General features: G+C 57.9%; 23 protein-coding genes. 12 read left to right on the top strand and 11 right to left on the bottom strand.

Annotated features, from left to right (window positions below; genetic code table 11):
- Positions 1-132: 132 nt before the first annotated feature.
- A complete protein-coding gene (gene dnaE, locus MDHKLMBL_RS16250; RefSeq protein ID WP_062784907.1) occupies positions 133-3,615 on the bottom strand; it encodes a DNA polymerase III subunit alpha in 3,483 nt (1,160 codons plus the stop codon).
- A gap of 45 nt (positions 3,616-3,660) precedes the next feature.
- The gene (locus MDHKLMBL_RS16255; RefSeq protein WP_104271467.1) at positions 3,661-4,128 is read right to left on the bottom strand and encodes a TlpA family protein disulfide reductase; all 468 of its coding nucleotides are present in this window, start codon (positions 4,126-4,128) and stop codon (positions 3,661-3,663) included.
- Between the two features lie 68 nt (positions 4,129-4,196).
- Between MDHKLMBL_RS16255 and arsC the strand changes: the two genes are divergently transcribed.
- Genes arsC through tfpB form a run of 4 tightly spaced genes read left to right on the top strand, consistent with a single transcriptional unit; the run spans position 4,197 to position 7,466 of the window.
- Positions 4,197-4,550, top strand: coding sequence for an arsenate reductase (glutaredoxin) (gene arsC, locus MDHKLMBL_RS16260; protein ID WP_014576707.1), 354 nt, complete (start codon positions 4,197-4,199; stop codon positions 4,548-4,550).
- Positions 4,551-4,593: 43 nt separating this feature from the next.
- Positions 4,594-5,199, top strand: coding sequence for an NAD(P)H:quinone oxidoreductase (wrbA, locus tag MDHKLMBL_RS16265; protein WP_008172906.1), 606 nt, complete (start codon positions 4,594-4,596; stop codon positions 5,197-5,199).
- 57 nt (positions 5,200-5,256) lie between these two features.
- Positions 5,257-5,628, top strand: a complete 372-nt coding sequence (locus MDHKLMBL_RS16270; protein ID WP_008172908.1) for a DUF2069 domain-containing protein — start codon at positions 5,257-5,259, stop codon at positions 5,626-5,628.
- 20 nt (positions 5,629-5,648) lie between these two features.
- Entirely contained in the window at positions 5,649-7,466 is a 1,818-nt protein-coding gene (tfpB, locus tag MDHKLMBL_RS16275; protein ID WP_104271469.1) for a type IV pilus assembly ATPase TfpB, read from the top strand.
- Positions 7,467-7,473: 7 nt separating this feature from the next.
- On the opposite strand, the gene MDHKLMBL_RS16280 is transcribed toward tfpB, so the two are convergent.
- The 9 genes from MDHKLMBL_RS16280 to smrA all read right to left on the bottom strand — a co-directional run bounded on the left by MDHKLMBL_RS16280 (position 7,474) and on the right by smrA (position 15,084).
- Entirely contained in the window at positions 7,474-8,529 is a 1,056-nt protein-coding gene (locus tag MDHKLMBL_RS16280; protein WP_104271471.1) for a DUF3080 domain-containing protein, read from the bottom strand.
- Between the two features lie 36 nt (positions 8,530-8,565).
- Positions 8,566-9,258, bottom strand: coding sequence for an acireductone synthase (gene mtnC / locus MDHKLMBL_RS16285; protein WP_104271473.1), 693 nt, complete (start codon positions 9,256-9,258; stop codon positions 8,566-8,568).
- Entirely contained in the window at positions 9,255-9,815 is a 561-nt protein-coding gene (locus MDHKLMBL_RS16290; protein ID WP_104271475.1) for a 1,2-dihydroxy-3-keto-5-methylthiopentene dioxygenase, read from the bottom strand. Before MDHKLMBL_RS16290 ends, mtnC begins: the two co-directional genes overlap by 4 nt.
- Positions 9,812-10,438 (bottom strand): methylthioribulose 1-phosphate dehydratase, encoded by a 627-nt coding sequence (locus MDHKLMBL_RS16295; RefSeq protein ID WP_104271477.1) that lies wholly within the window; start codon positions 10,436-10,438, stop codon positions 9,812-9,814. Before MDHKLMBL_RS16295 ends, MDHKLMBL_RS16290 begins: the two co-directional genes overlap by 4 nt.
- Positions 10,439-10,487: 49 nt before the next feature.
- Positions 10,488-11,483, bottom strand: coding sequence for an XdhC family protein (locus MDHKLMBL_RS16300; RefSeq protein ID WP_241956261.1), 996 nt, complete (start codon positions 11,481-11,483; stop codon positions 10,488-10,490).
- The gene (locus MDHKLMBL_RS16305; protein WP_104271479.1) at positions 11,476-13,680 is read right to left on the bottom strand and encodes a xanthine dehydrogenase family protein molybdopterin-binding subunit; all 2,205 of its coding nucleotides are present in this window, start codon (positions 13,678-13,680) and stop codon (positions 11,476-11,478) included. The genes MDHKLMBL_RS16300 and MDHKLMBL_RS16305 overlap by 8 nt, the downstream gene beginning before the upstream one ends.
- Before the next feature lies 1 nt (position 13,681).
- Positions 13,682-14,167, bottom strand: coding sequence for a (2Fe-2S)-binding protein (locus MDHKLMBL_RS16310; protein ID WP_053114899.1), 486 nt, complete (start codon positions 14,165-14,167; stop codon positions 13,682-13,684).
- A gap of 80 nt (positions 14,168-14,247) precedes the next feature.
- A complete protein-coding gene (locus MDHKLMBL_RS16315; protein ID WP_008172919.1) occupies positions 14,248-14,439 on the bottom strand; it encodes a membrane lipoprotein lipid attachment site-containing protein in 192 nt (63 codons plus the stop codon).
- A 63-nt stretch (positions 14,440-14,502) separates the two neighbouring features.
- On the bottom strand, positions 14,503-15,084 hold the full coding sequence (smrA, locus tag MDHKLMBL_RS16320; protein ID WP_008172920.1) for a DNA endonuclease SmrA: 582 nt from the start codon (positions 15,082-15,084) through the stop codon (positions 14,503-14,505).
- Between the two features lie 170 nt (positions 15,085-15,254).
- Here smrA and MDHKLMBL_RS16325 point away from each other — a divergent pair, with 170 nt between their 5' ends.
- From MDHKLMBL_RS16325 to MDHKLMBL_RS16360, 8 genes are all read left to right on the top strand, one after another.
- Complete coding sequence (locus MDHKLMBL_RS16325; RefSeq protein WP_014576697.1) at positions 15,255-17,171, top strand: putative nucleotidyltransferase substrate binding domain-containing protein; 1,917 nt, start codon at positions 15,255-15,257, stop codon at positions 17,169-17,171.
- 16 nt (positions 17,172-17,187) lie between these two features.
- Positions 17,188-17,895, top strand: a complete 708-nt coding sequence (locus tag MDHKLMBL_RS16330) for a 3'-5' exonuclease (protein WP_008172922.1) — start codon at positions 17,188-17,190, stop codon at positions 17,893-17,895.
- Positions 17,896-18,108: 213 nt separating this feature from the next.
- Positions 18,109-18,375 carry a DUF4212 domain-containing protein gene (locus tag MDHKLMBL_RS16335; protein ID WP_008172923.1) on the top strand — a complete coding sequence of 89 codons (267 nt, stop codon included), beginning with the start codon at positions 18,109-18,111 and terminating at the stop codon, positions 18,373-18,375.
- Between the two features lie 6 nt (positions 18,376-18,381).
- Positions 18,382-20,148, top strand: a complete 1,767-nt coding sequence (locus tag MDHKLMBL_RS16340) for a sodium:solute symporter family protein (RefSeq protein WP_104271481.1) — start codon at positions 18,382-18,384, stop codon at positions 20,146-20,148.
- 97 nt (positions 20,149-20,245) lie between these two features.
- Entirely contained in the window at positions 20,246-20,752 is a 507-nt protein-coding gene (locus tag MDHKLMBL_RS16345) for a hypothetical protein (protein WP_104271483.1), read from the top strand.
- 53 nt (positions 20,753-20,805) lie between these two features.
- Positions 20,806-24,324, top strand: a complete 3,519-nt coding sequence (locus MDHKLMBL_RS16350; RefSeq protein ID WP_008172926.1) for a hybrid sensor histidine kinase/response regulator — start codon at positions 20,806-20,808, stop codon at positions 24,322-24,324.
- Positions 24,321-25,958, top strand: a complete 1,638-nt coding sequence (locus MDHKLMBL_RS16355; RefSeq protein ID WP_104271485.1) for a tetratricopeptide repeat-containing response regulator — start codon at positions 24,321-24,323, stop codon at positions 25,956-25,958. The genes MDHKLMBL_RS16350 and MDHKLMBL_RS16355 overlap by 4 nt, the downstream gene beginning before the upstream one ends.
- Positions 25,955-26,635 (top strand): sensor histidine kinase, encoded by a 681-nt coding sequence (locus tag MDHKLMBL_RS16360; RefSeq protein WP_008172928.1) that lies wholly within the window; start codon positions 25,955-25,957, stop codon positions 26,633-26,635. The genes MDHKLMBL_RS16355 and MDHKLMBL_RS16360 overlap by 4 nt, the downstream gene beginning before the upstream one ends.
- Positions 26,636-26,774: the final 139 nt, after the last annotated feature.

Consider the following 26,774-nt stretch of genomic DNA (forward strand, 5'->3'; position numbering starts at 1 on the left):
CATCATTTTTTGCCAGGCGGGAAAATGCTCCGCCAAACCAGAATTTACACAAAGATAGCAGCGCCCGGTCAGTGGCTAAAGCGGACATTGGTATGAGTCCGCTATCTGACAAACTTTTAATTTTCAGCTTACTCAATCATAGACCAGTTCTACCGACTGGTCGCCTACGAGGTAACGGAGCTCCAGTAGCAGGTTGTCATCCGGCTGCACCCGCCAGGATTCACCCAGCTCGATCCGGGTGGACGCCTCGGGGCTGCTGTACTCAATCCAGACCGGACTGCCATCACAGCGGAACGGCCTCAGGGTGGTGTCCAGTTTCTCCAGCAGTCCGTTCTGCAGCTGATCGGCGTGCAGGTTGAGCTTCAACCCACGACTGAACTGCTGGCGAGCACTCGCGACATCCATCACCGAGCTCACCCGCATCTTCATCTGGCCGGAATAGTCGTCGTGGCTGACCTGTCCTTCCACCACAATTACCTGGTCAGATTGCAACAGCTCCCGATTTTCAAAGAAGGCTTCCGAGAACAGGGTCGCCTCTATCCGGGCGCTCCTGTCATCCAGCGTAATGAAACACATGGTGGAGCCGGTTCGGGTTTTCATGGTGCGCTGGGCAACCACCAGCCCCGCGACCCGCTGGGGCGATTTGTTCGGCTTCAGATCGGCGATGGAGGACCGGACAAACCGCCGAACCTCTTTCTCGTATTCATCAAACGGGTGGCCGGTGAGGTAAAGCCCCAGGGTATCTTTCTCCCCTTTCAGCCGCTGTTTTTCGGGCCACTCGCGCATGCCGGCCACGTCCTCGTAGGGATCGCCACCGTCACCGGCCTCGAGCATTTCGCCGAACATATCCATCATGCCGACGGACTCGTTACGGGATTGCTGGCCGGCCTGCTGCACGGCCTTATCGATGCTGGCCATCAACTGAGCCCGGCTGGCGCCAAGCTTGTCCATGGCGCCGCACCGGATCAGCGCTTCCATGGCGCGCTTGTTGACCTTTTTCAGGTCAATGCGTCGGCAAAAATCGAAAATATCCTGATAGGGCTCGCCATCACCACGACCTTCCACGATGCTCTGGATCGGGCCCTCGCCCAGGCCTTTAATCGCACCGAGGCCATACACAATCTGGCCCTCGTCGTTGACGGTAAAAGTGTATTCCGAGCGGCTGACGTCGGGCACCAGAAGATCCAGCTTCATATTCCGGCACTCTTCCACCAGCGTGACCACCTTGTCGGTGTTCTGCATATCGGCAGTCAGTACCGCGGCCATGAATTCTGCCGGGTAATGGGCTTTCAGCCAGAGTGTCTGGTAGGACACCAGTGCATAGGCGGCGGAGTGGGATTTGTTGAAGCCGTAGCCGGCAAACTTCTCTACCAGGTCAAAGATGTTTTCGGCCAGGGTCGTGTTGATCCCGTTCTGCTCACAGCCATCCAGGAAAAACTGCTTCTGCTTGGCCATTTCCTCGGGCTTTTTCTTACCCATGGCGCGCCGCAGCATGTCCGCATTACCAAGGGTATAACCGGCCATCACCTGGGCGATCTGCATGACCTGCTCCTGGTACAGGATAACCCCGTAGGTGGGCTCCAGAACCGGCTTCAGGCCTTCATACTGGTAATCCGGATGCGGGAAGGACATGGGTTGGCGGCCGTGCTTACGGTCGATAAAGTCGTCCACCATGCCCGATTGCAGCGGCCCCGGCCGGAACAGGGCCACGAGGGCGATCATGTCCTCGAGGGAGTCCGGTTGGAGACGGCGAATCAGGTCTTTCATGCCCCGGGATTCCAGCTGAAACACCGCCGTGGTTTCCGCTTTTTTGAGCATGTCGAACGAGGGCACGTCATCCAGCGGAATCTCGTTGATGTCGAGCGGCTGCATGCCCTTCTTTTCCCGGCGCGGATTGATCATGTTCAGCGCCCACTTAATGATCGTGAGCGTCCGCAGGCCCAGGAAGTCGAACTTCACCAGCCCGGCGTCTTCCACGTCGCCCTTGTCGAACTGGGTCACCAGGCTTCCGCCCTCGTCGTCGCAGTACAGGGGCGAAAAATCGGTGATCTTGGTAGGCGCGATCACCACGCCGCCGGCGTGTTTACCGGCGTTCCTGCACACGCCCTCAAGCTTCAGGGCCATTTCCCAGATTTCCTGGGCTTCCTCGTCGTTCTCGAGAAACTCGACCAGCTGTGGCTCCTGCTCCAGAGCCTTCTCCAGGGTCATGCCCGGCTCGAACGGAATCATTTTAGACAGCTTGTCGGCCAGGCCATAGGATTTGCCCTGCACCCGAGCAACATCCCGCACAACCGCCTTCGCGGCCATGGTGCCGAAGGTAATGATCTGCGACACCGCCTCACGCCCGTATTTCTGGGCGGTGTACTCGATTACCCTGTCCCGGCCTTCCATGCAGAAGTCGACGTCAAAGTCGGGCATGGAGACCCGTTCCGGGTTCAGGAAACGCTCGAACAGCAAGTCATATTCTAGTGGATCCAGGTCAGTGATCAGCTGGGCGTAGGCCACCAGCGAGCCGGCACCGGAACCCCGGCCCGGCCCCACGGGCACACCGTTGTTCTTGGCCCACTTGATGAAGTCCATCACGATCAGGAAGTAGCCCGGGAACCCCATCTGGATGATGATATCCAGCTCGAAGTTCAGGCGCTTGTAGTAGGCCTCGCGTTTGGCATCGTATTCCGGATCGTCCTTGCTGAGGGTCTTGGCCAGCCGCTCTTCCAGCCCTTCCTCGGAGACCTTCCGGAAATAGTCGTCCATGGTCATGCCATCGGGAATCGGGTAATTGGGCAGGAAATACTCACCCATCCGAACCTTCACCGAGCAACGCCGGGCAATCTCCACGGTGTTCTCGATTGCTTCCGGGATGTCGCTGAACAGCTCGATCATCTCATCGGCGCTGCGCAGGTACTGCTGGTCGCTGAACCGGCGATCACGGCGCGGATCATCCAGGGTACGACTCTCACCGATACAGACCCTGGCCTCGTGAGCCTCAAAGTCTTCCGCCTCCAGGAAGTGCACATCGTTAGTGGCAACCACCGGAAGGCCAAGAGCACCGGCCAGCTCAACACTCAGGTGCAGGCAGTCTTCGTCTCCGGGACGACCGGTGCGCTGTAACTCGAGGTAGTAGCTATCCGGGTACAGATCCATCCAGTAACGGGCGCGCTCGCGGGCCAGTTCCGGTTTGCCCGCCATCAAGGCCTTGCCCACATCGCCCATTCTCGAACCAGAGAGCGCAATCAAACCGTTCGGCCGAGCCTCAAGCCACTTGCGCTGGATGATCGGCTTGCCAAACCGCTGCCCCTCGGTATACCCCAGGGAAATGATTTCGGTGAGATTGAGATAACCGTCGTTATCTCGCGCCAACAGCGTGATGCGGAACGGGTTCTCGGGCTCGTCCGGATTTTCCAGCCACAGATCAGCGCCAATGATGGGTTTGACGCCCGCTCCCATGGCCGCCTTGTAGAAGCGAACCAGCGAGCACATGTTGGATTGCTCGGTCAGGCCAACAGCCGGCATGCCCAGCTCGGCAACGCGTTTGATCAGCGGTTTAACCCTGACCAGGCCATCCACCATGGAGTATTCGGAATGGACGCGGAGGTGTACAAAAGTCTGCGACATAACGTCAGGTTATTCCTGCTGTGTAATTCAGTTGGGGCGGCCGGCTCAACCGCCGATCACGGCCCGGAGTTCTTCTTCGGTCTGGGGTCCAAAACGGGTCTCGACCAGATCGCCGCCCGGATTAACCAGAAAAGTGGCAGGCAGCGCGACCGGTAACTTCCAGCCGAACCCCGGCCCTGGATCGTCCGCCAGCATGGTAAATTCAATGCCCATACGCTCGCCCAGTTCGACCAATGCGTCGCCCCGCACCCCATCAAAATTGACGGCGAGTACGGTAATGTCCGGCGCCTTGTCCAGCTCATTGAGCTCGGGAATTTCTTCGAGGCACGGTTTGCACCACTCCGCCCAGTAGTTAACCAACACCCACTGGCCGCGCAAGGTGTCCCAGTTCAGTTTTGTGCCTTCTGCCCGCTCAAGCTCGATTTTCTGGCAGCCGGACATCGCCAGAATGAGCAGCGCCACGGCCAGAACACGCAGGCCGGAACGCCTACGGACAGAATCAGGGTACTGCACTGGTAAACCTCCTGTTAGACTACCGGCCACAGAAATCGTGGACTCCATTCAGACAATCAGGCACGAAGATGACAGAACCCACCCGGATTTTCCACAACCCTCGCTGCTCGAAATCCCGCCAAACCCTTGAACTGCTTACCGAACGGGGAATTGAGCCAGAGATTATACGCTACCTGGAAACACCACCGACAGAGCAGGAGCTCAAGGATATCCTGAACGCACTGGATCTTCGCCCCCGCGAACTGATGCGCACGAAAGAAAAAGAGTATAAAGAACAGGGCCTGAACAGCCCCGACCTGAGCGACGAACAACTCATCGCCGCGATGGTAGCAACACCGAAACTGATTGAACGACCGATTGTGATCGCCAACGGCAAAGCAGCACTTGGCCGGCCACCGGAAAACGTTCTCTCGATTCTGTAACGCCGAACAATCTCCTCCAGCCAGATCAGAAGGATCTCTGACGATGTCCGATCAATTGCCCTATGTTCTCGTGCTATTTTACAGCCGCACAGGCCAGACTGCGGAGCTGGCCAGCCAGATTGGTCGTGGTGTGGCGCGGGTAACAGGCATGGAAGCGAGGTTGCGGGCGGTACCACCGGTTTCACCGGACACGGAAGCATCCCTGCCCGCAGTTCCGGACTCTGGAGCGCCCTACGCCAGCAAATCCGATCTCGCAAATTGCGCCGGCCTTGCCATCGGCAGCCCCACCCGCTTCGGCAACATGGCAGCGCCCCTGAAGCATTTCCTCGACACGACCGGCGACCTCTGGCTGAGCGGAACCCTGGAAGGCAAACCGGCGGGCGCGTTTACCTCTACCGGCAGCCTCCATGGCGGGCAGGAAACGACTCTCATGACCATGATGATGCCGCTGTTGCATCATGGCATGGTGGTCTGCGGCCTACCTTACTCGGAGAAGAGTCTCGGCGAAACGGACACCGGTGGCACACCCTACGGCCCTACCCACTGGGCCGGAACCGGCGAACAGCAACCCCTGAGCACGCATGAGAAAGCCCTGTGCCAGGCCTTCGGCGAACGTCTGGCGCGACTGGCCCTGAAACTCGCTGACTGATACGCGACCGGGCGCAGGACGTACTTTGCTCTACACTTATCGATTCCGGAACACACTATGCTGAACAACCCGAAGGCCCGCATCACTGTGCGGGCGACGATCGCCCTTTACATCGGCGTGCTTGCCACTCTGCTGATTACCACGTTCTACCCGGCTCCCGTCGAGGGTGTTTCAATACCCCTGATGCTGGCGGTGAAACTGGTCCCGCTTCTGCCCTTTGCGGTCACGGTCTTTCGCGGTCACAATCGGGGCTATATCTGGATGTCCTTCGTGGTGATCTTCTACTTCACTCAGGCCGTTGTTTCGGCATGGCTGAGCGAAGGCGCCCCGGGGCCGGTCATTTTGACGGTACTGACCTTCCTGTTGTTCACTGTTGCCATGATTCACCTGAAGGTGAACCGGCCGGTGGCAGACGGAAACACACCCTGAAGACCTGGAACTGACCCTCTATGGCTGACACAAGCAACTCCGGAACGGTGCAGCGGCCACCCGCGCCGCCCAGAAGTACCCTGACCCTGAGAGATGTTTGCACCGCGCTTGTTACCAGCGGGGAAATCAGCCAGGAAGACGCAGAGCGGGTGTTGTCGGCCAACCTGGGCGCGGCAAGCGGCGACGGACAGAAAGGCAGGCGCCACCCGCTGGAACTGGTGGCGATTGCCGCGCTGACCAGCGAGAAGAGCGGTCGCACCCTGGATCTGGATCGGCTGACTCACTGGCTGGCCGACTGGGCGGGGCAACCTTACTACCATATTGATCCCCTCAAGATCGACACACCCGCCATTGCTAGGGTGATGTCTTACGCCTTCGCCCAGCGCCATGGCATCCTGGCAGTTGAGATAGGCGCCGATGAGGTGCTGATCGCCAGCACAGAACCGTTCAAGAGCGATTGGGTGCAGAACCTTCAACAGGCCGTCCGCAAGGATATCCGGCGCGTTGTCGCCAATCCCGAGGATATCCGCCGGTACACCGTGGAGTTCTACCAGCTCGCCAATTCCGTCAGCAAGGCCAGCGGCAGCCAGGGCCCGGGCGTTGCCGGCAACCAGAATTTCGAGCAGCTGCTCGATCTTGGCGCCAGCGAACACCCGGACGCCAATGACCAGCACGTCGTCAAGATTGTCGATTGGTTGCTTCAGTACGCCTTCGACCAGCGTGCCTCGGATATTCACATCGAGCCCCGCCGCACGGTCACCCAGGTCCGGTTCCGGATCGACGGCGTGCTGCACAACGTTTATGAGTTCCCCGAGCATGTGGGCGTGGCGGTGACCAGTCGCCTCAAGATCCTGGGTCGCCTGAATGTGGCGGAAAAACGCCGCCCCCAGGACGGTCGCATCAAGACCCGCAAACCCGACAACCGGGAGGTGGAACTGCGTCTGGCCACGATGCCGACTGCCTTTGGCGAAAAGATGGTCATGCGGATCTTTGATCCAGACGTGCTTTTGAAGTCCTACGAGCAACTGGGATTCGGCAAGGAAGACCGCCAGCGCTGGCAGGAAATCACATCCCGCCCACACGGCATCGTCCTTGTCACCGGGCCCACTGGTTCCGGCAAGACCACGACCCTGTATTCGACCCTGAAACAGATTGCATCGCCCGAGCTAAACGTCTGCACCATTGAGGATCCCATCGAAATGGTGGAGCCGGCGTTCAACCAGATGCAGGTTCAGACCAATATCGACCTGACCTTTGCAGCCGGCGTAAGGGCGCTGCTGCGTCAGGACCCGGATATCATCATGATCGGCGAGATCCGCGACCTGGAAACGGCGGAAATGGCCGTGCAGGCTGCCCTGACAGGCCACCTGGTGCTATCGACCCTGCATACCAATGACGCCCCGAGCGCGATTACCCGGATGATGGAACTGGGCATTCCGCCTTACCTGATTCGGGCCACGGTACTGGGCGTGATGGCACAACGGCTTGCCCGAACTCTGTGCCCTCACTGCAAATCCCCTGGCCCCGCTGATGAACAGGCCTGGCAAACTCTCACCCGGCCCTGGAAAGCGCCGGTTCCGAAGCAGTTCTATCAGCCCGTGGGTTGCCTGGAATGCCGGAACACAGGGTATCTTGGCCGCGCAGGGGTTTATGAAATTATGACGCTGTCTGGCGCATTGCTACGACAGATCACCGATCATTGCGAGCTGGAGCAGCTCAGGCTGGATGCCTACAAGGAAGGCATGAAATCCCTGCGCTTGAGTGGTGCACAGAAAGTGGCCGCCGGCCAGACAACGGTGGAAGAAATTCTGAGGGTGACGCCGGAAAGTCAGCGCTGAATGAGGATCAGGCTCCCGGGCGCAATCCGCACTGGCCCAGTAATTCCTGCCAGGCTTTGGTGTGGGCCATCATGGCCACGTCCAGTTCCCGCCACAGGCTGGCCTCGGCGCTCTGTGAGAGATGCCGCTCATACCAACCGGCGAAACTTTCTGGCATGACCGCCCGCTGCATTTCCGCCAACTGCTCGAACGGCTCGATGAGCGCCACCCGTCCCTGGGTCACAGTGCTCATATAGGGTTGGATCTTTTCGATATAAACACTGAAAAACATACTCTGAACAATATCCGACTGGTTGTTCGGCTGGCCGTTAATACACAGAGGCTTGCCTTCAATTCTCTGCTTGAGCAATGCCGTCCCGTCCTTCAGCCTTGCAGTCAGAAGAAGCGCGCTGTTGATCAACTGACCGGCGCGGTATTCTGCCTGCCAGCGCTGATGAACGTCGCCGGCAAAGTCGAGGGAAACGGCCAGATCTTCAGAGTACAAACGGGCCACTGCTGCGTTCAGGCTGTCGATATCAAGGGCGAGATCAGACACTGGATTGCCCTCTGGCGCGACGGGATAGTAGCCCTTGGCCAGGGTAAACAGCTTTTCGATTTCTTCGACGCCCCAGGTGGCATTCCAGATAGCAATGGGCAGGGATTCAAGCTTGCTGTCGATACCACCGGCAAGCTCTTCGGCAAATTCTTCATCTTCTATATCCGGCAGACAGTCCCTGGCCGCTTCGATAAACCGGATTTCATAACGAAGGCGGTTCAGGGGTTGCATAACCCGCCCCATCACCGAGTTTTTCTCACCAACAACGTACTGGAGTTCACAGCCGTAGAGCGATAGAAAATCGAGCATTCCCATGTCCAGTTCGGGCATGGTCAGCACACGGTCACGGCGGCGGGGAAGCTGGCTGGCGGAGGGAATGTCAGAAAACTCGGGATCGGTTTCCAACACGCGGGCCACCCGCTCCACATACTCGTCCATCATGGGACGCGCATCCGAGAACGGGTCGCAACCGGCAAGAAGCACGGCGAGAACCGGCGCAAAGATTCTGCAAATTCCGGTTCCGGGCATTCATTCCTCCTGCGATGGCGTTAAAAAGCCCTGGGCCTAGCGCTTTTGCAGCAGGGTATCGACCTCCGCAAAATCACGGGCAACGAAACGTTCGGTTTCCGGCAGATCTCCCTCGCGAACAAGCCAGGCAGTTTGCATGCCGGCTTCCTCGGCTGCCTCCAGTTCAGCTTCCACATCAGACAGGAACAGCACCGTGCAGGCCTCGACGCCCAACTCAGACAGAATATTCCGGTATGAAACGGTCTCTTTCTTGCCACCGATACGGGTATCGAAATAGCCCGAGAAAAACGGCGTAAAATCGCCTTCCGTGGTAAAACCGAAAATCAGCTTCTGGGCTTTCACCGAACCTGATGAATATACGAACAAACGCAGCCCCCGATCATGCCAGCGTTGAAGGTAGTCGGCTGCGTCAGCATAGATGTGCCCTTTCAGCTCTCCCTGCTGATATCCCTGCTCCCAGACCATGCCCTGCAGCGTCTTAAGAGAGGTTTCCTTGCGGTCTTCCCTGATCCAGGTTTCAAGCACTTGGATCAGCCCTTCGACATCCTCACGCGCAACGCCTGAAACCTCGGCCACTGCGTCCAGTTGCTCAGACACAACCGGGCTGTCCTGATGCTGGTCACGGACAAAACGCGGCAGGTGCTCGCTGGCATAGGGAAACAGGACATCGTGCACAAACGAAATAGAGCTGGTGGTGCCTTCGATATCCGTGAGCACAACCCGGATCATTCGGCCGCTCCTGCCAGCGCCTCATAGCGAGGCAGGCGACCGGCGATGTCTTCACCGGTAAAGTCCGCCACCCAGCCCTCGGGGTTGGTGAACAGGCGAATGCAGGTAAACGCAGGTTCCGGGCCCATATCAAACCAGTGACGAGTGCCATCGGGCACACTGATCAGATCGTTTTTCTGGCACAGCACGGCGAAAACCTCGTTGCCGAAGTGCAGGTAAAACAGACCCTGGCCACGGACAAAGAAACGAACTTCGTCTTCACTGTGGGTGTGCTCATCCAGGAACTTTTGCCGGAACGCGTCTTTCTGCGGATTGTCCGGGTTCAGGCTGATCACATCCGCGGTCTGAAAACCACATTCGTGCTTCAGTTTCGAGACTTCCTCGCTGTAGGCCTCAAGGATGTCTTCCTGGGAGGCGTCAGCCGGCAGATCTTTCGTTGGCCACTGCTCATAGCGCACACCGTGGCGGGCCAGACGCTCCCGTATTTCTTCAGGATTCCCAGTCACTTTGCGTGCCTTTTCGGGCTGGCTCTGGTCGAAAATACTCAGGGTAGTCATGGGCGAACCCTCATGGTTTCAAGCTCACATTCAAACAGGAATTCAAAGGCCTCGACATGGCGCAGGCAATCGGCCATGGTTTTGCCCCAGGTGTACAGGCCATGGCCACGAATCAGGTAGCCTGGCTGTTCCGGATGCTCCCGGAACCATTCGCGAGTGTGCTCCGCCAACGCGTCGATGTCCTGGGTGTTGTCGAACACCGGAACCGTCAGGACTGATTCGTGGGTCTCAACGCCGGTAAACGCCTTCTGCAGCTCATAGCCTTCCAGCGCCAGTGGCTGGCCGGGCTCAAGCAGACGACTGAGCACCGTTGCCTTCACCGAGTGAGTGTGCAGAACCGCGCCCACCTCGGGAAAGACCTCATACAGCACCGTATGCAGCCTTGTTTCTGCAGAGGAGCGACAGTCGCTCTGTACCGGCCGGCCGGCCAGATCGACCACCATGACATCACCCGCCCCCAGCTGTCCCTTGTGACGGCCTGAAACAGTAATGGCGATGTGTTCGGCATCAATGCGGGCAGAATAGTTACTGCTCGTTGCGGGCGACCAACCCTGCTGGTACAGGAATCGACCGGCTTCCACAATCGCATCCGCGGCTACAGCGTATCGGGTTACATCAAACACGAGTTCTCTCCCGGGTTTCAGAGCGCTTGGGACACTCCCATGGGCGCCATTATAGGGACGAACCAGCTCCTCGCAAATGATGCCGTGCGGCAATCAGATCGGCGACAATGGAGACAGCAATTTCTGCCGGTGTCTTGCTCGGAATATCGACGCCAATGGGGGCTCGCAGGCGCTCCAGTGCGTCTTCTTCCAGCCCCAGAGAGGCGAGCCTCTCCCGCCTGGCTTCCGAGGTCCTTCGGGATCCCATGGCGCCAACATAAAAGGCTCTGGAGTGAAGAGCGGCCAACAGCCCCATATCATCGACGCGCGGATCATGGGCGAGGGCCAGGATACCGGACCAGGCGTCGCCAAACTCTGTCGAAATCAGATCATCGGGCAGGCGCCGGTCCAGGGGAATCCCTTCAAAACTCCAGCCGGCGGCGAAGGCCTCCCTCGGCTCACAGAGGGTGACAGCAAAATCCGCCGCGGTCGCGAATTCAAAAACGTAACGAGCGACTTCGCCGGCACCGATCAGCAATAGCCGGCACTCGGGCTGCAAAGCATGAAGAAGCTGTTCACCGTCGAAGTGGACCGCGTTACCGGCCCCGGAGACAGAATGCTCCAGCGTCGGAGCCCCGTTTATCGGCACGCGACGAACCACCGGTTCGCGATCGCGCAAGGCAGCCGCCAATGCCTGAACGTGATCGAGACCCATCTGGCCCCGGAAGGGTTCAATCAGAAGCCGTATCCGGCCACCGCAAGGCAGCTGGAAATGATCCCGGTCATCATCGGTGATTCCATAATCAACGAAAACAGGATGGTCCGGCCCGTCTTCCGCTGTGCGCCGGAGCAGATCCTCTTCCAGACAGCCACCGGACACCGATCCACTCCAGTGACCGGATTCTGCAATCGCCAGCCAGGAGCCAACCGGACGCGGCGAGGAGCCCCAGGTGTCCACTATGGTGCAAAGCCAGGCTCTCTGACCTTCCGCCAGCCAGTGAGACATTCTGTCTAATACGGTCTGGCGGCCAGTAGCGACCGCATAGGCGACGCTTGAATCAGGCATTGGCTTTCAATGGCAGGCTACGCTGCCGCTTTCCATTGAGCGCAAACAGGGCATTACCCAGGGCCGGGATCACCGGCGGCACGCCCGGCTCGCCGACTCCCGTCGGCGACTCGCTGCTTGCAACAATATCCACCAGTACCTCAGGACGCTCGTACTGCCTCATTAGGGGGTAGTCGTGGAAATTGCTCTGCTGGACCTCGCCATTCTCCAGCGTGATTTCTCCATAAAGTGCCGCAGTCAGCCCAAACAGGATACCGCCCTCGATCTGGTCCTCCACGATACGGGGGTTTACGACCTGTCCGCAGTCCACCGAACAGGTGACCTTGTATACCCGGATCGCACCATTCTCGATTCCGGCTTCCACCACCTGGGCAACGTACGTTCCGAAACTCCGGAACAGGGCGAGCCCCCAGGCCCGACCCTCTGGCACCGGCGACTGCCAGTCGGCCAACTTGACAACCCGGTCAAGCACTTCAAGGTGCCTCGGCTCGTGGGCAATCAGGCGACGACGGAACTGGTAAGGATCCTCACCTGCCTCATGGGCAAGTTCGTCCATGAAGGTTTCGACGGCAAACCCGTTGTGGGAAAAACCTACCGAACGCCACCAGGTAATCGGAATGCCGGGATCGGTGTGGGTATGACGGATATCAATATTGGGGACCCGGTAGGGGTATTCGATAGCCCCCTCAATCGCGGAGTGATCTTTCGGCGTGGCAATGCCTTCGGCCATTAGCCCGACTGAGCCCAGTGTGTCGTACATGAATTTTGGCGCCCAGGGATACTGGGCAGGGGCCGCATTGCGGACATACCAGTCCAGGATCTGAGGACCAACAATCTGGTGATGCCAGCCCGTCAGCTCAGCACCAGACAGGCTGGCTTTCATACGGTGCAGCATGGCAGGGCGATAAAGATCGTGGCGGGTGTCCTCTTCACGGGACCAGATGACCTTAACCGGCCGTCCGACCCGGTAGGCCACTGCCGCAGCCTCTTCGATATAGTCCTGGGTCAGTCGACGGCCAAAACCGCCGCCGAGAAAGGTCGTATTGATAGTGATATCGTCGGGGCCAAGATTGGTCACCCGGGCTGCTGCAATCCGGCCAAGGTCCGGCGCCTGTGTAGGGGCCCACACTTCCATGCCGTCCTCTCGGTACCAGGCCGTGGCATTCATGGGCTCCAATGTCGCGTGGGCCAGGTAGGGCTGGGCATATTCCGCTTCCACTACCCGGTCGCCCTCCTCCATGGCACTGGCAAAACTGCCCTCACTACGCTCGGACTCTCCGGGATCGTCATCGGCGGCGGCGCGGTAGGAGTCGAATACGTCGCCCGTAGACAGAGACACGGCATCCGAAAAATCCCAGTCTATCTTGAGCGCGTCCTGAGCCTTCCGGGCACGCCAGTATTTGTCGGCAACAACGGCCACGCCACGCTCGATCTCAAATACATCAAGCACACCCGTCATTGCACGGACCTGATCAGCGTTGATGTCCCGAACGCGGCCGCCGCGTCGGGGAGGCCGTGAAACAACGCCGTACACCATGTCCGGAAGATCGACATCAATCCCGTAAACTGCGGTTCCCGTGGACTTCGCCCGGGCATCGAGTTTGCCTCGCTGCTTGCCAATGTATTTCCATTCGCTCTGCGGCTTGAGCGCTATGTCACCACGCAGCACTTCTTTGGCGGCCAACTCAACCAACTGGCCATAGGCCATGGAGTCGATACCGTTCGGGTGCACCACCCTGCCTTCACTGGCGCGACATTCGGTTGCTTCGACGTTCCATACACGTGCTGCCGCCATAACCAGCATTTGCCGGGCTTCTGCTCCGGCCGTTCGAAGCGGCTCCCAACTGGTCGCAACACTGGTGCTTCCGCCTGTCAGTTGCAGCTTGTACAGAGGATTTCGATACTCCGGCGCCACAGGTGCAAAGCGTGGGGTGATCCGCTCCGGCTGGATTTCCAGCTCTTCGGCAATCAAAGTGGTCAACCCGGTGTAAGTTCCTTGCCCCATTTCGACCCGGGCCAGGGTGAAGAAGACTTCATCATCGGCAGTCAGTTCCAGCCAGGCATCGGGACGCCATTCGCCCGTGTCCGGCTCATAACCCGTCTGGATTCCCGCGCAGCCCGGCAACGTTACTGAAACCATGAGGCTGCCGGAGGCACCGGCACTGACCTTGAGGAAATTTCGTCGGTTCATCGCCATGTTATGCGGCCCCTCCCTGAGCGCCGTCTGACGTATCAGCGACGACGGATTCCACGGCTGCAATGATCCGCGAGTAGGTGCCGCATCGGCAAAGATTGCCTGTCATGGCCGCGACAATTTCCTCACGTGAAGGCGCCGGATTGCTGGCCAGAAGGTGGGCCGCACTCATGATCTGGCCCGACTGGCAGTAGCCGCATTGAGGAACGCCGTGTTCTATCCAGGCATCCTGCAGTGCATGAAGACGACTTCCCTCCCCCAGGCCTTCAATCGTAACCACATCACCACCCGCGGCCATTTCGACCGGTGTCGAGCAGGAGCGCACAGGCTGCCCGTTCAGGTGAACTGTGCAGGCACCACAGAGGCCCGCGCCGCAACCGAATTTGGTTCCCTTGAGCCCCAGCTCATCACGCAATACCCATAGAAGAGGCGTATCCCCTTCAATGTTCAGCGACCGCTCGTCGCCATTGACTGTCAGGCTCACGGCCATCCCAACCCTCTCCTTTACCTGCATCCGGTGTTGTTTCCGGATTTATTATTGTCGCTACCCCTATGGCAGATACCAGAGTCCTATCTGACGACTTCTTCGCCATCCTTGTTAACCCAGATCTTGCGTTCGCCGGACTCCATCTTGCCGTTTGAGTCCCAGACCTCCCGATCCGTTGTGGCCTCTTCAACCTTGCCGTTGTCGTTCCAGATAACTCGATCCTTACAGCCCGCCAGTGCCAGTACGGCGAATACAACCAATACAGCTTTTTTCACGACGATAACCTCCGTTCAGCCGCCACCGCGGCTCTTATTAAGGAATACCTGGGATTGGCAGCCCTAACGGCTGCCGTGGAGTTCACGATTATGCTGCTTATCCCGGTCACTCTTTCGCACCATGACATAAACAGCCCCCGTACCACCATGGTGTTTCTGGGCCGAATGAAAGGCCAGGACATCGTCCAGCTCCGGCAACCATTTGGCGAGGTAGCTTTTCAACTGGGCGATACCATCAGGATTACGCTCGCCCTTGCCATGAAGAATGATGACCGACCGCAGGCCATAGCGCACGCAATCACCGATGAACCTGAAGACTTCGCGACGGGACTGCTCAACGGTCATACGGTGCAGATCAAGGCGCGCTTCGATCGGATACTGGCCCAGCCGGAGCTTTCGAAATACGCCGTGCTGGATGCCTGGCCGCTGCCAGCTCAGGATATCGTGGGCCGTAAGCGGCTCTACCATGTCGGAAGTCAGGGGATTGGTGTCCCGCGCGGGCTTTTCAACAGCCGCCCGCTGACGTTCCAGATGACCTGGCGTCAGTTCCCGGGGCGTTGTCACCTCGGCCCGGTTGGGCTTGCGGATACGCCGGACGTCTTTCATTTCCTCAAGGAAGCTGAGGCGCTCTTCTTTGGTAGTCATGGCGTTACAATTAATGACCTGTTTCAGAGACCGACTTTACCACCCGGGTAACCGGCCTTAAAGAAAACTGATCTATGTCAGACTTATTGCGACCAAAATCGTAGGGCAACAGATGCTTTGGCTACACTACACTTCAGACGGACAATAATAACCAGCGAGTGACGACGGACATGGCCTCAGCGCACCAGGAAAATGACCGCCCGCAGAACATCCGCGCCATCATGACGTTTTTGCGGGAACACGCGCCTTTCTCCAGCATGGATGACTCCCATCTTGCGCATTTCGCGGAGAACGCCTCCATCCAGTTCTACGCCGATGGCGATATCGTGCTGTCTCCGGATCAGGATGTCGTTAAACGATTTTACGTGGTCAAACAGGGGCGGATTCGTGGCGAGCGCCACAACGACAAAGAAGACCGCACGGAAACGACCTTCGAAATCAGCCAGGGCGAGTGCTTTCCCCTCGCCGCCATGATCGGCGAACGGCCAACCAGAACCCTGCATCGGGCAGACGGCGACACCTTCTGCCTCAGCATCGGGCAGACAGCGTTCGTTACACTCTTTGCTGAAAGCGAACCTTTCCGGGATTTTTGCCTGCGGGGCGTCAGCAGCCTGCTCGATCAGGTGAACCGGCGCATACAGTCAAGTGCCATGGCCTCAATCGGGTCCAGCACGTCCCTCGATACGCCACTTGAACGCTATGCCCTGCGCAATCCGATTGTCTGCTCGCCCGATCTGCCGGTGCGTAAAGCCGTGGCCCGAATGCACGAAAACAACGTCGGCAGCATTATCGTTACCGATGAAAACCGTATCCCGACCGGCATTTTCACACTGCGGGACCTTCGCACCATGATCGCCGAGGGCACCGGCCCCCTGGATACACCCATACAGCAGGTAATGACCAAGAATCCCTGCTGCCTTCCCTCACATGCGGATGCGTTCGAAGCTGCCATGCTGATGGCGGAGCATCATTTTGCGCATCTTTGCGTCATCGACGATGACCGTAAACTGATTGGCGTGGTTTCGGAACGAGACCTGTTCTCCCTGCAGCGCGTGGACCTGGTAAACCTTGCCCGCACCATTGGCACGGCCACCCACCTGCGCACCCTGGTCAGCCTGCGAACAGACGTATCACGCCTGGTGGATGCAATGCTCGCCCACGGCGCCGACTCCGGCCAGGTGGTCAAGATCATCACCACGCTCAATGATGTAACCGTCCGACGGGTCCTGGAACTGAACATCAAGAAGAACGACCCGGGCATTCCCTTCACCTGGCTGACGTTTGGCAGCGAGGGCCGCCAGGAGCAGACCCTGCTGACCGACCAGGACAACGGCATACTGTTCCAGACGCCGGAAGGGATGACCGCCGAACAGGTCCGGGAAAAGCTGTTGCCCTTTGCGCGAAAGGTAAACGACGAACTGGCCGAATGCGGCTTCACCCTGTGCAAGGGCAACATCATGGCCAGCAACCCGAAACTCTGCTTGAGTGACAAGGAGTGGGACGACTGGTTTATCCGGTTCATTGATGCCTCCACGCCCCAGAACCTGGTGTATTCCTCAATTTTTCTTGATATGAGGGCTATCTACGGTCCAACCGAGCCGCTGAACGATCTTCTGGACAAGATCCTCACGCGGATCCGGAAAAACGCCCTGTTCCAGAAAATGCTTGCCGGGAACGCGTTTCAGCGGAAGCCGCCGCTCACCATGTTCCGCAATTTCCGCTATATATCCGAGGGCAACAAGCACTCACTGGACCTCAAGCGTCAGGGCCTGGCGCCGTTTGTTGAGGCAGTGCGGGTTTTCGCCCTGGCGAATGGCGTTGAGACAGCGAACACGCTGGAGCGCATGGATGAGCTGGCGAAAAAGGGCGTCTTCGATCCGAAAGATGCCAACGCCTGGAAGGAAGGTTATAGCCTGATCCAGGCGATCCGCATGCGGGCCCACCAGGAAATGCTGGCAAAGGGAGAGGAGCTCACCAACTACATCGATCCCGACGATCTGAACCCACTCGACCGTCGAATCCTGCGGGAATCTTTCAGGCAGGCGCAGCGGTTGCAACAGAAACTCGAAGTTACCTACCAACTCTGACCTTCAGGCGCGAGACATGCTGGAACAGATCAAACAATGGATTGAGCATCGCCGGGGCGGAAAAATCGGCAGCCACGATCCTGGCAATCTGCCCAACCCGAAAACGCCGGGAGAACAGTTGCTTACGGACTGCCGTCTGATCGTGCTGGATCTTGAAACCACGGGACTGAACCCCTCCAAGGACGAGGTGATCGCTATCGGGGCCGTCGCCATCCGCGGCGGCATTATCCATCTGGGCGACCAGTTCGACCTGATCCTCAGGCGTCCGGAGCTCGACATCCGCGAAACCGTGCTCATTCACGGGATCGGGCCCGAGGCGCTGACCCAGGGGCACGAAATCGAGGATGCCCTTCTCTATCTTCTTGAGTGGATGAACGGCGACCCGATCCTGGCCTACCACTCGGCGTTCGATCAGAAATTTCTGGAAAAGACCCTGAAGGCGCAGCTTGGCTATACCCAGCCTCATACCTGGATGGACGTGGCCGACCTGATGCCTGCATTTTTTCCAAACACCAAGACCGGTGGCAAAGGACTCGACAACTGGGCCGATTATTTCGGCCTTGAAGTCAGCGAACGTCACCACGCCGCTTCCGATGCTCTCGCTACAGCCGAGCTTACCCTGGTCGCACTTAATAAGGCGCGGTCGGAAGGGGTAAAAACACTCAAAGGGCTTTACGACAAGCTCCATTATCATCGGCGCCTGCAAAACATGCATCGTTTCTGAATCGATGCCTGGCGGAACATCGCATTTATAGACCGACGTCACGCCAAATTACTGAGAATTAGACCTTTTGCCAATATCTATAAATCGCTTGACCAGTAAAGTCAGTAGGGACAACTAGTCGGAGAAGTACTTATATGAATAATAAATTCTCTAACAGAAGTGCCTCACCAAAAACCCACCCAACCTCCACAACAACAAAACAGGAGTGATCCTATGTCAGCAGGTCATAGCTACGATGCTGAAGCGTACTGGAAGGCGAATCTGCGCCTGATATTCGGGAGCCTGATAGTCTGGGCCCTGGTGTCTTACGGCTTTGCAATTCTGCTCCGTCCGATGCTTGCCGGTATTCCGATTGGTGGTACTGATCTGGGCTTCTGGTTTGCCCAGCAAGGTTCCATCCTCACGTTCATCGCTCTGATCTTCCACTACGCGTGGCGCATGAACAAGATCGATGAAAAATTCGGCGTGCACGAGGAGTAAGAACGAATGAGCCAATTTGCCATTAACATCATTTTCGTAGGGGGCTCATTCCTCCTCTACATCGCAATTGCTATCTGGGCCAAGGCCGGAAGCACGAGTGACTTCTACGTTGCCGGCGGCGGTGTTCATCCGATCACCAACGGCGCAGCAATCGGCGCCGACTGGATGTCCGCGGCATCGTTTATCTCCATGGCAGGTCTGATTGCTGCCGGTGGCTACGCCAACTCCACCTTCCTTATGGGTTGGACTGGCGGTTACGTTCTGCTGGCCATGCTGCTGGCTCCGTACCTGCGGAAGTTTGGCAAGTTTACGGTTCCCGAGTTTATCGGCGACCGTTTCTACAGCAAGAATGCCCGCCTCGTAGCGGTTATCTGCCTGATCGTAGCGTCTGTTACCTACGTAATCGGCCAGATGGCTGGTGCCGGTGTTGCCTTCTCCCGCTTCCTGGAAGTTGATTCCACCGTTGGCCTCATGATCGCGGCTGTCGTGGTCTTCATCTACGCAGTTATGGGTGGCATGAAGGGTATCACCTACACCCAGGTTGCACAGTACTGCGTGCTGATCATTGCCTACACCATTCCTGCGGTGTTCATCTCCCTGCAGCTGACCGGTAACCCGATTCCAGGTCTGGGTCTGTTCTCGACTCACGTGGATTCCGGCATGCCGATCCTCAGCAAGCTGAACCAGGTTATCACCGACCTCGGCTTCAATGAGTACACCGCCGATATCGACAACAAACTGAACATGGTTCTGTTTACCCTGTCTCTGATGATCGGTACCGCAGGCCTTCCACACGTTATCATCCGCTTCTTCACCGTACCCAAGGTGGCTGACGCACGCTGGTCCGCAGGCTGGGCGCTGGTATTCATCGCCCTGCTGTACCTGACTGCGCCGGCGGTTGCTTCCATGGCTCGCTTGAACCTGATGACCACCATCTACCCGGACGGCACCTCAGCGGAGCCCATCCAGTACGATGAGCGTCCAAACTGGATCAAGGAGTGGGAAGTAACTGGTCTTATCCAGTTCACCGACAAGAACGAAGACGGCCGTATCCAGCTTTACAACGACAGCGAAGCCTTCGCGCCTACGGCTGAAGCCCGCGGCTGGAACGGCAACGAGCTGGTCGTAAACCGGGATATCCTGGTACTGGCCAACCCGGAAATCGCCAACCTGCCAGGCTGGGTCATCGGTCTGATCGCAGCGGGTGGTCTCGCAGCAGCACTGTCCACAGCGGCCGGTCTATTGCTGGCGATCTCCTCGGCGGTCAGTCACGACCTGATCAAGGGTTCCATTAATCCGGCGATCTCGGAGAAAGGCGAGCTGCTCGCAGCACGGATATCGATGGCTGTGGCAATCGTTGTCGCCACATGGCTTGGTGCGAATCCTCCCGGCTTCGCGGCACAGGTTGTTGCATTGGCATTCGGTATCGCCGCTGCATCCCTGTTCCCGGCACTGATGATGGGTATCTTCTCCAAGCGTGTGAACAACAAAGGCGCAATCGCCGGCATGCTGACCGGTCTGGCCTTCACCCTTGCGTACATCTTTGTGTACAAGGGCTGGTTGTTCATTCCGGGTACCAATAACCTGGCAGACACTCCGGAAAACTGGGTGCTGGGCATCTCCCCGCTGTCTATCGGCGCGGTTGGTGCAATCGTCAACTTTGCGGTAGCCTTCATTGTATCCAACGCAACTGAAGAACCGCCCGTTGAGATTCAGGAACTGGTTGAAAGCGTCCGTTACCCGCGTGGTGCCGGTCAAGCTACAGACCACTAAGCAACATCTCAGCCTGATTTGTTCGATGAACTGACAGGTTGATACTGAACGGGCTTCCTCAATGAGGGAGCCCGTTCTTTTTTGAGGAAGTCATTATATGTTCTGGACATTTGTCGCTACTGTAGTTTGCGGCCTTGGCGCTGCCGGTATTGCACTGGGTATTCGCGCAGCCACCCAAAATAAAGCCCCGAAGTGGATCATCCCGGTGTTCGCCGGCGCGGGCATGCTCGGCTATCTCATTTACATGGAATACACCTGGTTCGATCAGAAAGAAGCTCGCCTGCCGGACGAAGCGGTGGTTGTGAGCACTGAATCCGACGGCATCCTGTGGCGCCCATGGACCTTCGTGCTCCCCTACGTCACCGCATTCTCCACGGTCGACACCAAAAGCATCAGCCGTGACACCAGGAGCGAAGACATCGTCCGGTTTACCCTCTATCGCTTCGAGCAGAAGATGACAGACGCGGTTTCTCATCGCGTTCACATCATTAACTGTGCGACCCGGGAACTGGTACCTCTGGGATCTGACGGAAGCCCGCGAGTGGATAACCTCAAACTGCTCGAGCCCGGAGACCCCCTGTATGAAACCGTCTGCGCCGAGTGATACCTCGTTAGCGTGATGCACCAACCTGCTGATACTGTCGGGAACGCGTAACCATGATTAGTGCCTGGCTGCTGGTCCTCATTTCCATCACCTACATCTCGATCCTGTTCGTGATCGCCTGGGCCGGCGACAAACACCCCGGGTTATATCGCAGGCGCCTGGCACGCACACACATATACGCACTCTCCCTGGCAGTCTACTTCACCTCCTGGACTTTTTACGGCGCCGTTGGACGCGCCACCCAGGAGGGTCTGGGGTTTCTCCCCATCTACCTCGGGCCCTTGCTGGTCTTCGTGTTCGGTGCGCCCTTGCTGCGCCGGATCATCTATATCAGCAAGCGCAATAACAGTACCTCCATTGCCGACTTCATCGCCTCCCGGTATGGCAAATCCCAGCTTCTGGCCGCAATGATCGCGACCTTTGCCCTGATCGGCAGTGTTCCCTACATTGCGTTGCAACTGAAAGCCATTGCGATGGGCTTCAACGTGCTCTCGGCTACCGGAACAGGCTATGAAGAGCTGAGCACGGCGGCCTGGAGTGATTCCGCGTGGTACATCACCCTTGCCCTGGCGGTTTTCACCGTTCTGTTCGGTACCCGGCACTTGGAATCCACCGAGCATCATCGGGGCATGATCCAGGCCGTGGCCTTCGAATCACTGATCAAGCTCGTGGCTTTCGTCGCTGTGGGGCTGTTCGTTGGCTACGGGCTCTATGGCGGGTTTGGCGATCTGTTTGAACGGGCCCGGGACGCCGACCTGATCGGCACCCTGACCACCGATGGTATCGAAGCGCCGGCATTCATTACCCAGACACTCATTGCCATGCTCGCGATCATCTGCCTGCCCCGGCAATTTCATGTCATGGTGGTTGAAAATACCGATCATCGGGACTTCGAGATTGCCCGCTGGGCGATGCCGATCTACCTGATCGTAGCCAGCGCCTTTGTGCTTCCTATTGCCGCTGCGGGCCTGCTGTCGCCCGAGGCCTCTGCTGGAAATCCTGACATCCTGATACTGCAGCTGCCGATCATGGCAGGCGAGGAATGGCTGGCCATCCTGGCGTTCCTCGGTGGCGGGTCAGCGGCTGCAGCCATGGTAATCGTGTGCTCCGTGGCGATTGCCACCATGGTCAGCAACGAGATCATCATGCCGGCCCTGCTGAAATTTTTCCGACCGGGCATGAACCGGCGCACGGACCTCAGCTACCTGCTCCTGAGTATCCGCCGGGTCGCTATCTTTGTGGTGCTGCTCACCGCCTATGGTTTTTATCGGATGGCCGGCGAAGACTACAGCCTGACGGCCTTCGGCCTGCTGTCATTTGCAGCAGCGGCGCAGTTCGGGCCGGCGCTGGTAGGCGGCATTATCTGGCGCCGGGGCAATTACATGGGCGCCGTCTGGGGCCTTGGCCTTGGTTTCCTGATGTGGTGTTACACCCTGCTACTGCCGGCACTGGCCACCACCGGTTGGGTCAACGACACATTGATTGAGCAGGGAATCTGGGGACTGAACTGGACGCGCCCCACTGCCCTGTTCGGGTCCGAGCTGGACCAGACCAGTCACGGCATTATCTGGAGCCTCGGCATCAACACTTTGGTGTACATCGTACTTTCGATGCTGACCCGCCAACGTGTCCGCGAGAAGATCCAGATTGCCTCCTTCTTCCACGATCCGCAGCCGAAAGCGGAAACCGCGCAGCACCAGAGCTGGCAGGGCGAAATACTGACATCCGACCTCCAGGCGCTTACCGACCGGTTCATGGGTGAAGAACGCTCGGAAACCATTTTCCGGAATTACGAACGCCGCAACGCCATCCGTTTGCACCCGCACCGCCCGGCATCGGCGCACCTGATGAAATACATCGAGCGCCAACTGGCATCGGTGATCGGCGCCTCCACCGCCAGGGTGGTCCTGGAATCGACCCTCACCGGCCGGGACATGCAGATCGAGGATGTGGTCAGCATCGTCGACGAAGCGTCCCAAGCCATGACCTTCAGCCGGGAGTTGCTCCAGTCAGCGATCGAAAATATCAGTCTGGGCGTGTCTGTGGTTAACCACCAGCAGCAACTGGTGGTCTGGAACCACCGGTATCTGGAACTGTTCACCTACCCGAAGGGCTTCGTCAGAGTCGGTCGGCCTGTTGAAGATCTGATGCGCTATAACCTTACCAATGCCAATCTATCTGCCCGCCGGATTGATGAGATCGTCGTCGATCGCTGCACCAGCATGCGGGAGGGACGGCCGATGTCCTACGAGCGCCAGAGGCCGGATGGTACGGTGTTACGCATCGATGGCAGCCCGATACCCGGTGGTGGCTATGTCACCACGTTCCAGGACATCACGGCCATGCGCAGAACCGAGCAGGCCCTCAAGGAGACCAACATTTATCTCGAGCAGCGGGTCAAGGAGCGCACCCAGGAGCTTCAGGTCATCAATGAGCAGATGCTGAAGGCCAAATCGGTGGCCGAACAGGCGAACCAGAGCAAGACACGCTTCCTAGCCTCGGCCAGCCACGACCTTCTGCAGCCGCTGAACGCGGCGCGGCTATTCACCTCTGCCCTCGCCGGCAAAGCCGACGACGGCGAGATGAAAGACCTGGTGGATCACATCGACAGCTCTCTCGGGGCTGCCGAGGAGATCATCAGCACCCTGCTGGATATTTCAAAGCTGGACGCGGGTGCGTTGGAGCCCGATATCGGGGTCTTCCCCGTGAACGAGATCATGCGCCACCTAGCAACCGACTTTTCAGCAATCGCCAAGGACCAGAACCTGGAGCTGCACGTTGTGCCCAGCACGGCCTGGATCCGATCCGATTCCAAATTGCTGCGTCGTGTGGTCCAGAATTTCCTGTCCAACGCCATACGCTACACGCCAGAAGGCAAGATTCTGCTCGGGTGTCGGCGTCTGAAAGGCTATATTCGTATCGAAGTCTGGGATACCGGTCCCGGTATACCCGAGGACCAGCTGGCACACATTTTCGAGGAATTTCGTCGGTTTCAGCATGGCCGGGATAAAAAGGGCCTGGGGCTCGGTCTCGCCATCGTTGACCGTATCAGCGGCATGCTTAACCACCCGGTCAGCGTCCATTCCGTCCAGGGCCGAGGCAGTGTCTTCGGTATCACCGTGCCAACAGCGGCTCCGGAACAGAACGAGACCACCGCTGCCAAGCCCGCATCGGGCTCACGCAGGGTATCCAACCTCGGAGGCCTGCATTTCCTGTGTATCGATAACGATCCGGCTATCCTGCAGGGCATGGTCGCGTTGCTCGGGAACTGGAAATGTGACGTAACGGCCGCCGAAAGCCTGGAAGACGCCATGGAAAAACTGGAAGGGAATCGGCCCGATATTATACTTGCCGATTATCAGCTGGATGATAACAAGAACGGCCTCGATGCCATGGACAGCATTCGCGGTGCTCTTAATGCCAACATCCCGGGCATACTTATCACCGGCTATATGGCACCTGAAGTTCGGGAGGATGCCATCAACCGGGGCTACCAGATTCTCTACAAACCGGTGAAACCGGCTGCACTGAGGGCACTGGTTAACAAGCTACTGAAACAGAAGCGCTCATGACCGACACTAAAGCGGACGTCAATCCTTTCGGCAGGCTCAACTATCTCGTGATCGATGACTTCGAAAATTTCAGGTTGTCCATTCGCCAGATGTTGCGCAGTTGTGGCGCTGACTCTATCGAGCTGGTCTCCAATGCCAGTCAGGCCATCCAGCACTGTACCTATAATCACGTGGATGTCGTTTTGTGCGACTTTAACCTGGGAGAAGGCAAGAATGGCCAGCATATTCTCGAGGACCTCCGGTACAAAAAATTACTGAAGCGCTCATCCCTGTTCCTCATGGTGACAGCGGAGACCTCCAAGGAAATGGTCATGGGGGCGAGGGAGTACCAGCCCGATGCCTATCTGACCAAGCCCATCAACCGGGCTGTACTCGAAAAACGTCTTAGCGCCCTGATCAGCCAGCGCAACACGCTCATGCCCATCAATCGGGAAATCGACCGGGAAAACTACCCGGAAGCCATTTCGCTCTGTCTCCAAATGCTGCCCCGGCAGCCACGTTACAAGACCTGGTTGATGAAAACCCTGGGCGACCTGTATTTCCAGCTCGGGGACCTGGCCCACGCGCTCAAAACCTTCGATGACGTTCTTGCGCAACGGGAATTGTCCTGGGCAAGGCTCGGACGCTGCAAAGTCCTGCTCGCCAATCGAAGCTTCGACCAGGCGGTAGACGGCCTGCGAGAGCTTATTGCAAATCATCCGGACTACATGGAGGCCTATGACCTTCTGGCAGAGGGGTTCGAACGGCAGGGCCGGCCGACACAGGCACAGCAGGTACTGGAGAAAGCCATAGAGCATTCCCCCAATGCCCTACTTCGGCAAAAGCATCTTGCACAGCTGGCCGGCTCCAACCAGGATCTCGAAACATCATCCGAGGCCTGGCAGCGCACAGTAGAGCTTGGCACCCACTCGATTCACGACAATTCAGAGCATTACCTCGCCTTGGGCCAGGCACTTTCCGACCTCAGCGAGGGCAATCTTGAAGAAGAAGGCAAAGAAAAAGCCAGGGAAGCACTGACCGTTCTCAAGAAGATGGAAAAACGATTCGAGGCTGAGGAAGGTATCAGTCTGCGGAGCCAGATCGTCCAGTGCCGGGTTTATGCGGGACAGGGTCAGGACAAAGAGGCGACCAAAATCCTCGAGAGAATCAGACCGGAACTCGACAATGCCGCAGCCCTGGATGCCCCAACGGGTCTTGATTACGCCAAGACCCTGTTTCGACTCGGACATGAAAGCGACGCCAAAGCGCTGTTACGAGAGATGTCAGAGCGGTTCAGCAACGAGCCTGACATACTTCAGAAGATTGAAAGCCTCCTTGATGAGCCCGTAGGGTTCCGGCAGAAAATCAAAGCCCGAACTCTCAACCGAGACGGCATAAAAGCGTTCGAGGCCGGGAACCTGCAAGAAGCCGTGGAGATCTTTTCAAAGGCTCTGGAAATCGTCCCGGACCACGCCGCCCTGAACCTTAACCTGGTTCAGGTGCTGATGAAGGAGAATGACAACAGTCCCGGTAACGCTGAGCTCCTCAAACGCTGCCAGACTTGCCTGGATCGCCTTGCAGGACTGCCGGAGCAACACCGCCAACATCGGCGCTATATCGCCTTACAACGAAAACTGAAGGGGCTGATGGTATGAAAGACCAGAATATCGATTTTTCCATGGTGCTTGCCTCAGCCGTTCACGATATGAAGAACTCGCTTGGCATGCTCCTTAATTCCCTCGACGAGCTTCGCAGCGAGCACGAGGAAAGCCTCGGGGAATCTTCCCGCTTCAATACCTTGCAGTACGAAGCCGAACGGATGCACAACGATCTGGTGCAACTCCTTGGTATCTACCGGCTTGGCGAGAACAACCTCTCGGCACACATTGAGGAGCACTTTGTGCCGGATTTCCTCTCGGAACACCTGGCCAGACACAACCCTCTTCTGCAAGGGCTCGGCATTGATGTTTCCGTGGACGCTGAGGACATAAACGGCTTTTTCGACGAGGATCTGTTGACCGGTGTACTCAATAACACCATCAACAATGCCATCCGCTATACCCGCAGCAGAATCCGGCTTACCGCTGGTGAGAGAGACGGTTATCTGGTGATCGGTGTTGAAGACGATGGCAAGGGCTATCCCGACAGCATGCAGCACACGGGAACACTCAACTTCAAATCCCTTGATTTCAAGAGTGGCAGTACCAGCCTCGGGCTGTTCTTCGCCTCATCCGTTGCCAGACTGCACAGTGAGGGAAAGCGAAGTGGGTCGATAAAACTCCACAACGGTGGAAGCCTCGGTGGTGGTGTGTTTGAGATCTGGCTGCCCTGATCCAGGTCTTTTCTGAAGGCAATAAAAAACCCCAGCATCGAGGATGCTGGGGTTTTTGGTATTAGGAGCCTGACGATGACCTACTCTCACATGGGCAACGCCACACTACCATCGGCGCTGGTCTGTTTCACTTCTGAGT

The sequence above is a fragment of the Marinobacter flavimaris genome (genome assembly GCF_002933295.1).
GTDB classification, from domain to species: domain Bacteria; phylum Pseudomonadota; class Gammaproteobacteria; order Pseudomonadales; family Oleiphilaceae; genus Marinobacter; species Marinobacter flavimaris.

Excerpts from the sequence above, each read along its gene's own strand:
- dnaE (WP_062784907.1), bottom strand. The coding sequence starts at position 3,615 with ATGTCGCAGACTTTTGTACACCTCCGCGTCCATTCCGAATACTCCATG.
- arsC (WP_014576707.1), top strand. The coding sequence starts at position 4,197 with ATGACAGAACCCACCCGGATTTTCCACAACCCTCGCTGCTCGAAATCC.
- wrbA (WP_008172906.1), top strand. The coding sequence starts at position 4,594 with ATGTCCGATCAATTGCCCTATGTTCTCGTGCTATTTTACAGCCGCACA.
- MDHKLMBL_RS16270 (WP_008172908.1), top strand. The coding sequence starts at position 5,257 with ATGCTGAACAACCCGAAGGCCCGCATCACTGTGCGGGCGACGATCGCC.
- tfpB (WP_104271469.1), top strand. The coding sequence starts at position 5,649 with ATGGCTGACACAAGCAACTCCGGAACGGTGCAGCGGCCACCCGCGCCG.
- MDHKLMBL_RS16280 (WP_104271471.1), bottom strand. The coding sequence starts at position 8,529 with ATGCCCGGAACCGGAATTTGCAGAATCTTTGCGCCGGTTCTCGCCGTG.
- mtnC (WP_104271473.1), bottom strand. The coding sequence starts at position 9,258 with ATGATCCGGGTTGTGCTCACGGATATCGAAGGCACCACCAGCTCTATT.
- MDHKLMBL_RS16290 (WP_104271475.1), bottom strand. The coding sequence starts at position 9,815 with ATGACTACCCTGAGTATTTTCGACCAGAGCCAGCCCGAAAAGGCACGC.
- MDHKLMBL_RS16300 (WP_241956261.1), bottom strand. The coding sequence starts at position 11,483 with ATGCCTGATTCAAGCGTCGCCTATGCGGTCGCTACTGGCCGCCAGACC.
- MDHKLMBL_RS16305 (WP_104271479.1), bottom strand. The coding sequence starts at position 13,680 with ATGGCGATGAACCGACGAAATTTCCTCAAGGTCAGTGCCGGTGCCTCC.
- MDHKLMBL_RS16310 (WP_053114899.1), bottom strand. The coding sequence starts at position 14,167 with ATGGCCGTGAGCCTGACAGTCAATGGCGACGAGCGGTCGCTGAACATT.
- smrA (WP_008172920.1), bottom strand. The coding sequence starts at position 15,084 with ATGACTACCAAAGAAGAGCGCCTCAGCTTCCTTGAGGAAATGAAAGAC.
- MDHKLMBL_RS16325 (WP_014576697.1), top strand. The coding sequence starts at position 15,255 with ATGGCCTCAGCGCACCAGGAAAATGACCGCCCGCAGAACATCCGCGCC.
- MDHKLMBL_RS16330 (WP_008172922.1), top strand. The coding sequence starts at position 17,188 with ATGCTGGAACAGATCAAACAATGGATTGAGCATCGCCGGGGCGGAAAA.
- MDHKLMBL_RS16335 (WP_008172923.1), top strand. The coding sequence starts at position 18,109 with ATGTCAGCAGGTCATAGCTACGATGCTGAAGCGTACTGGAAGGCGAAT.
- MDHKLMBL_RS16340 (WP_104271481.1), top strand. The coding sequence starts at position 18,382 with ATGAGCCAATTTGCCATTAACATCATTTTCGTAGGGGGCTCATTCCTC.
- MDHKLMBL_RS16345 (WP_104271483.1), top strand. The coding sequence starts at position 20,246 with ATGTTCTGGACATTTGTCGCTACTGTAGTTTGCGGCCTTGGCGCTGCC.
- MDHKLMBL_RS16350 (WP_008172926.1), top strand. The coding sequence starts at position 20,806 with ATGATTAGTGCCTGGCTGCTGGTCCTCATTTCCATCACCTACATCTCG.
- MDHKLMBL_RS16355 (WP_104271485.1), top strand. The coding sequence starts at position 24,321 with ATGACCGACACTAAAGCGGACGTCAATCCTTTCGGCAGGCTCAACTAT.
- MDHKLMBL_RS16360 (WP_008172928.1), top strand. The coding sequence starts at position 25,955 with ATGAAAGACCAGAATATCGATTTTTCCATGGTGCTTGCCTCAGCCGTT.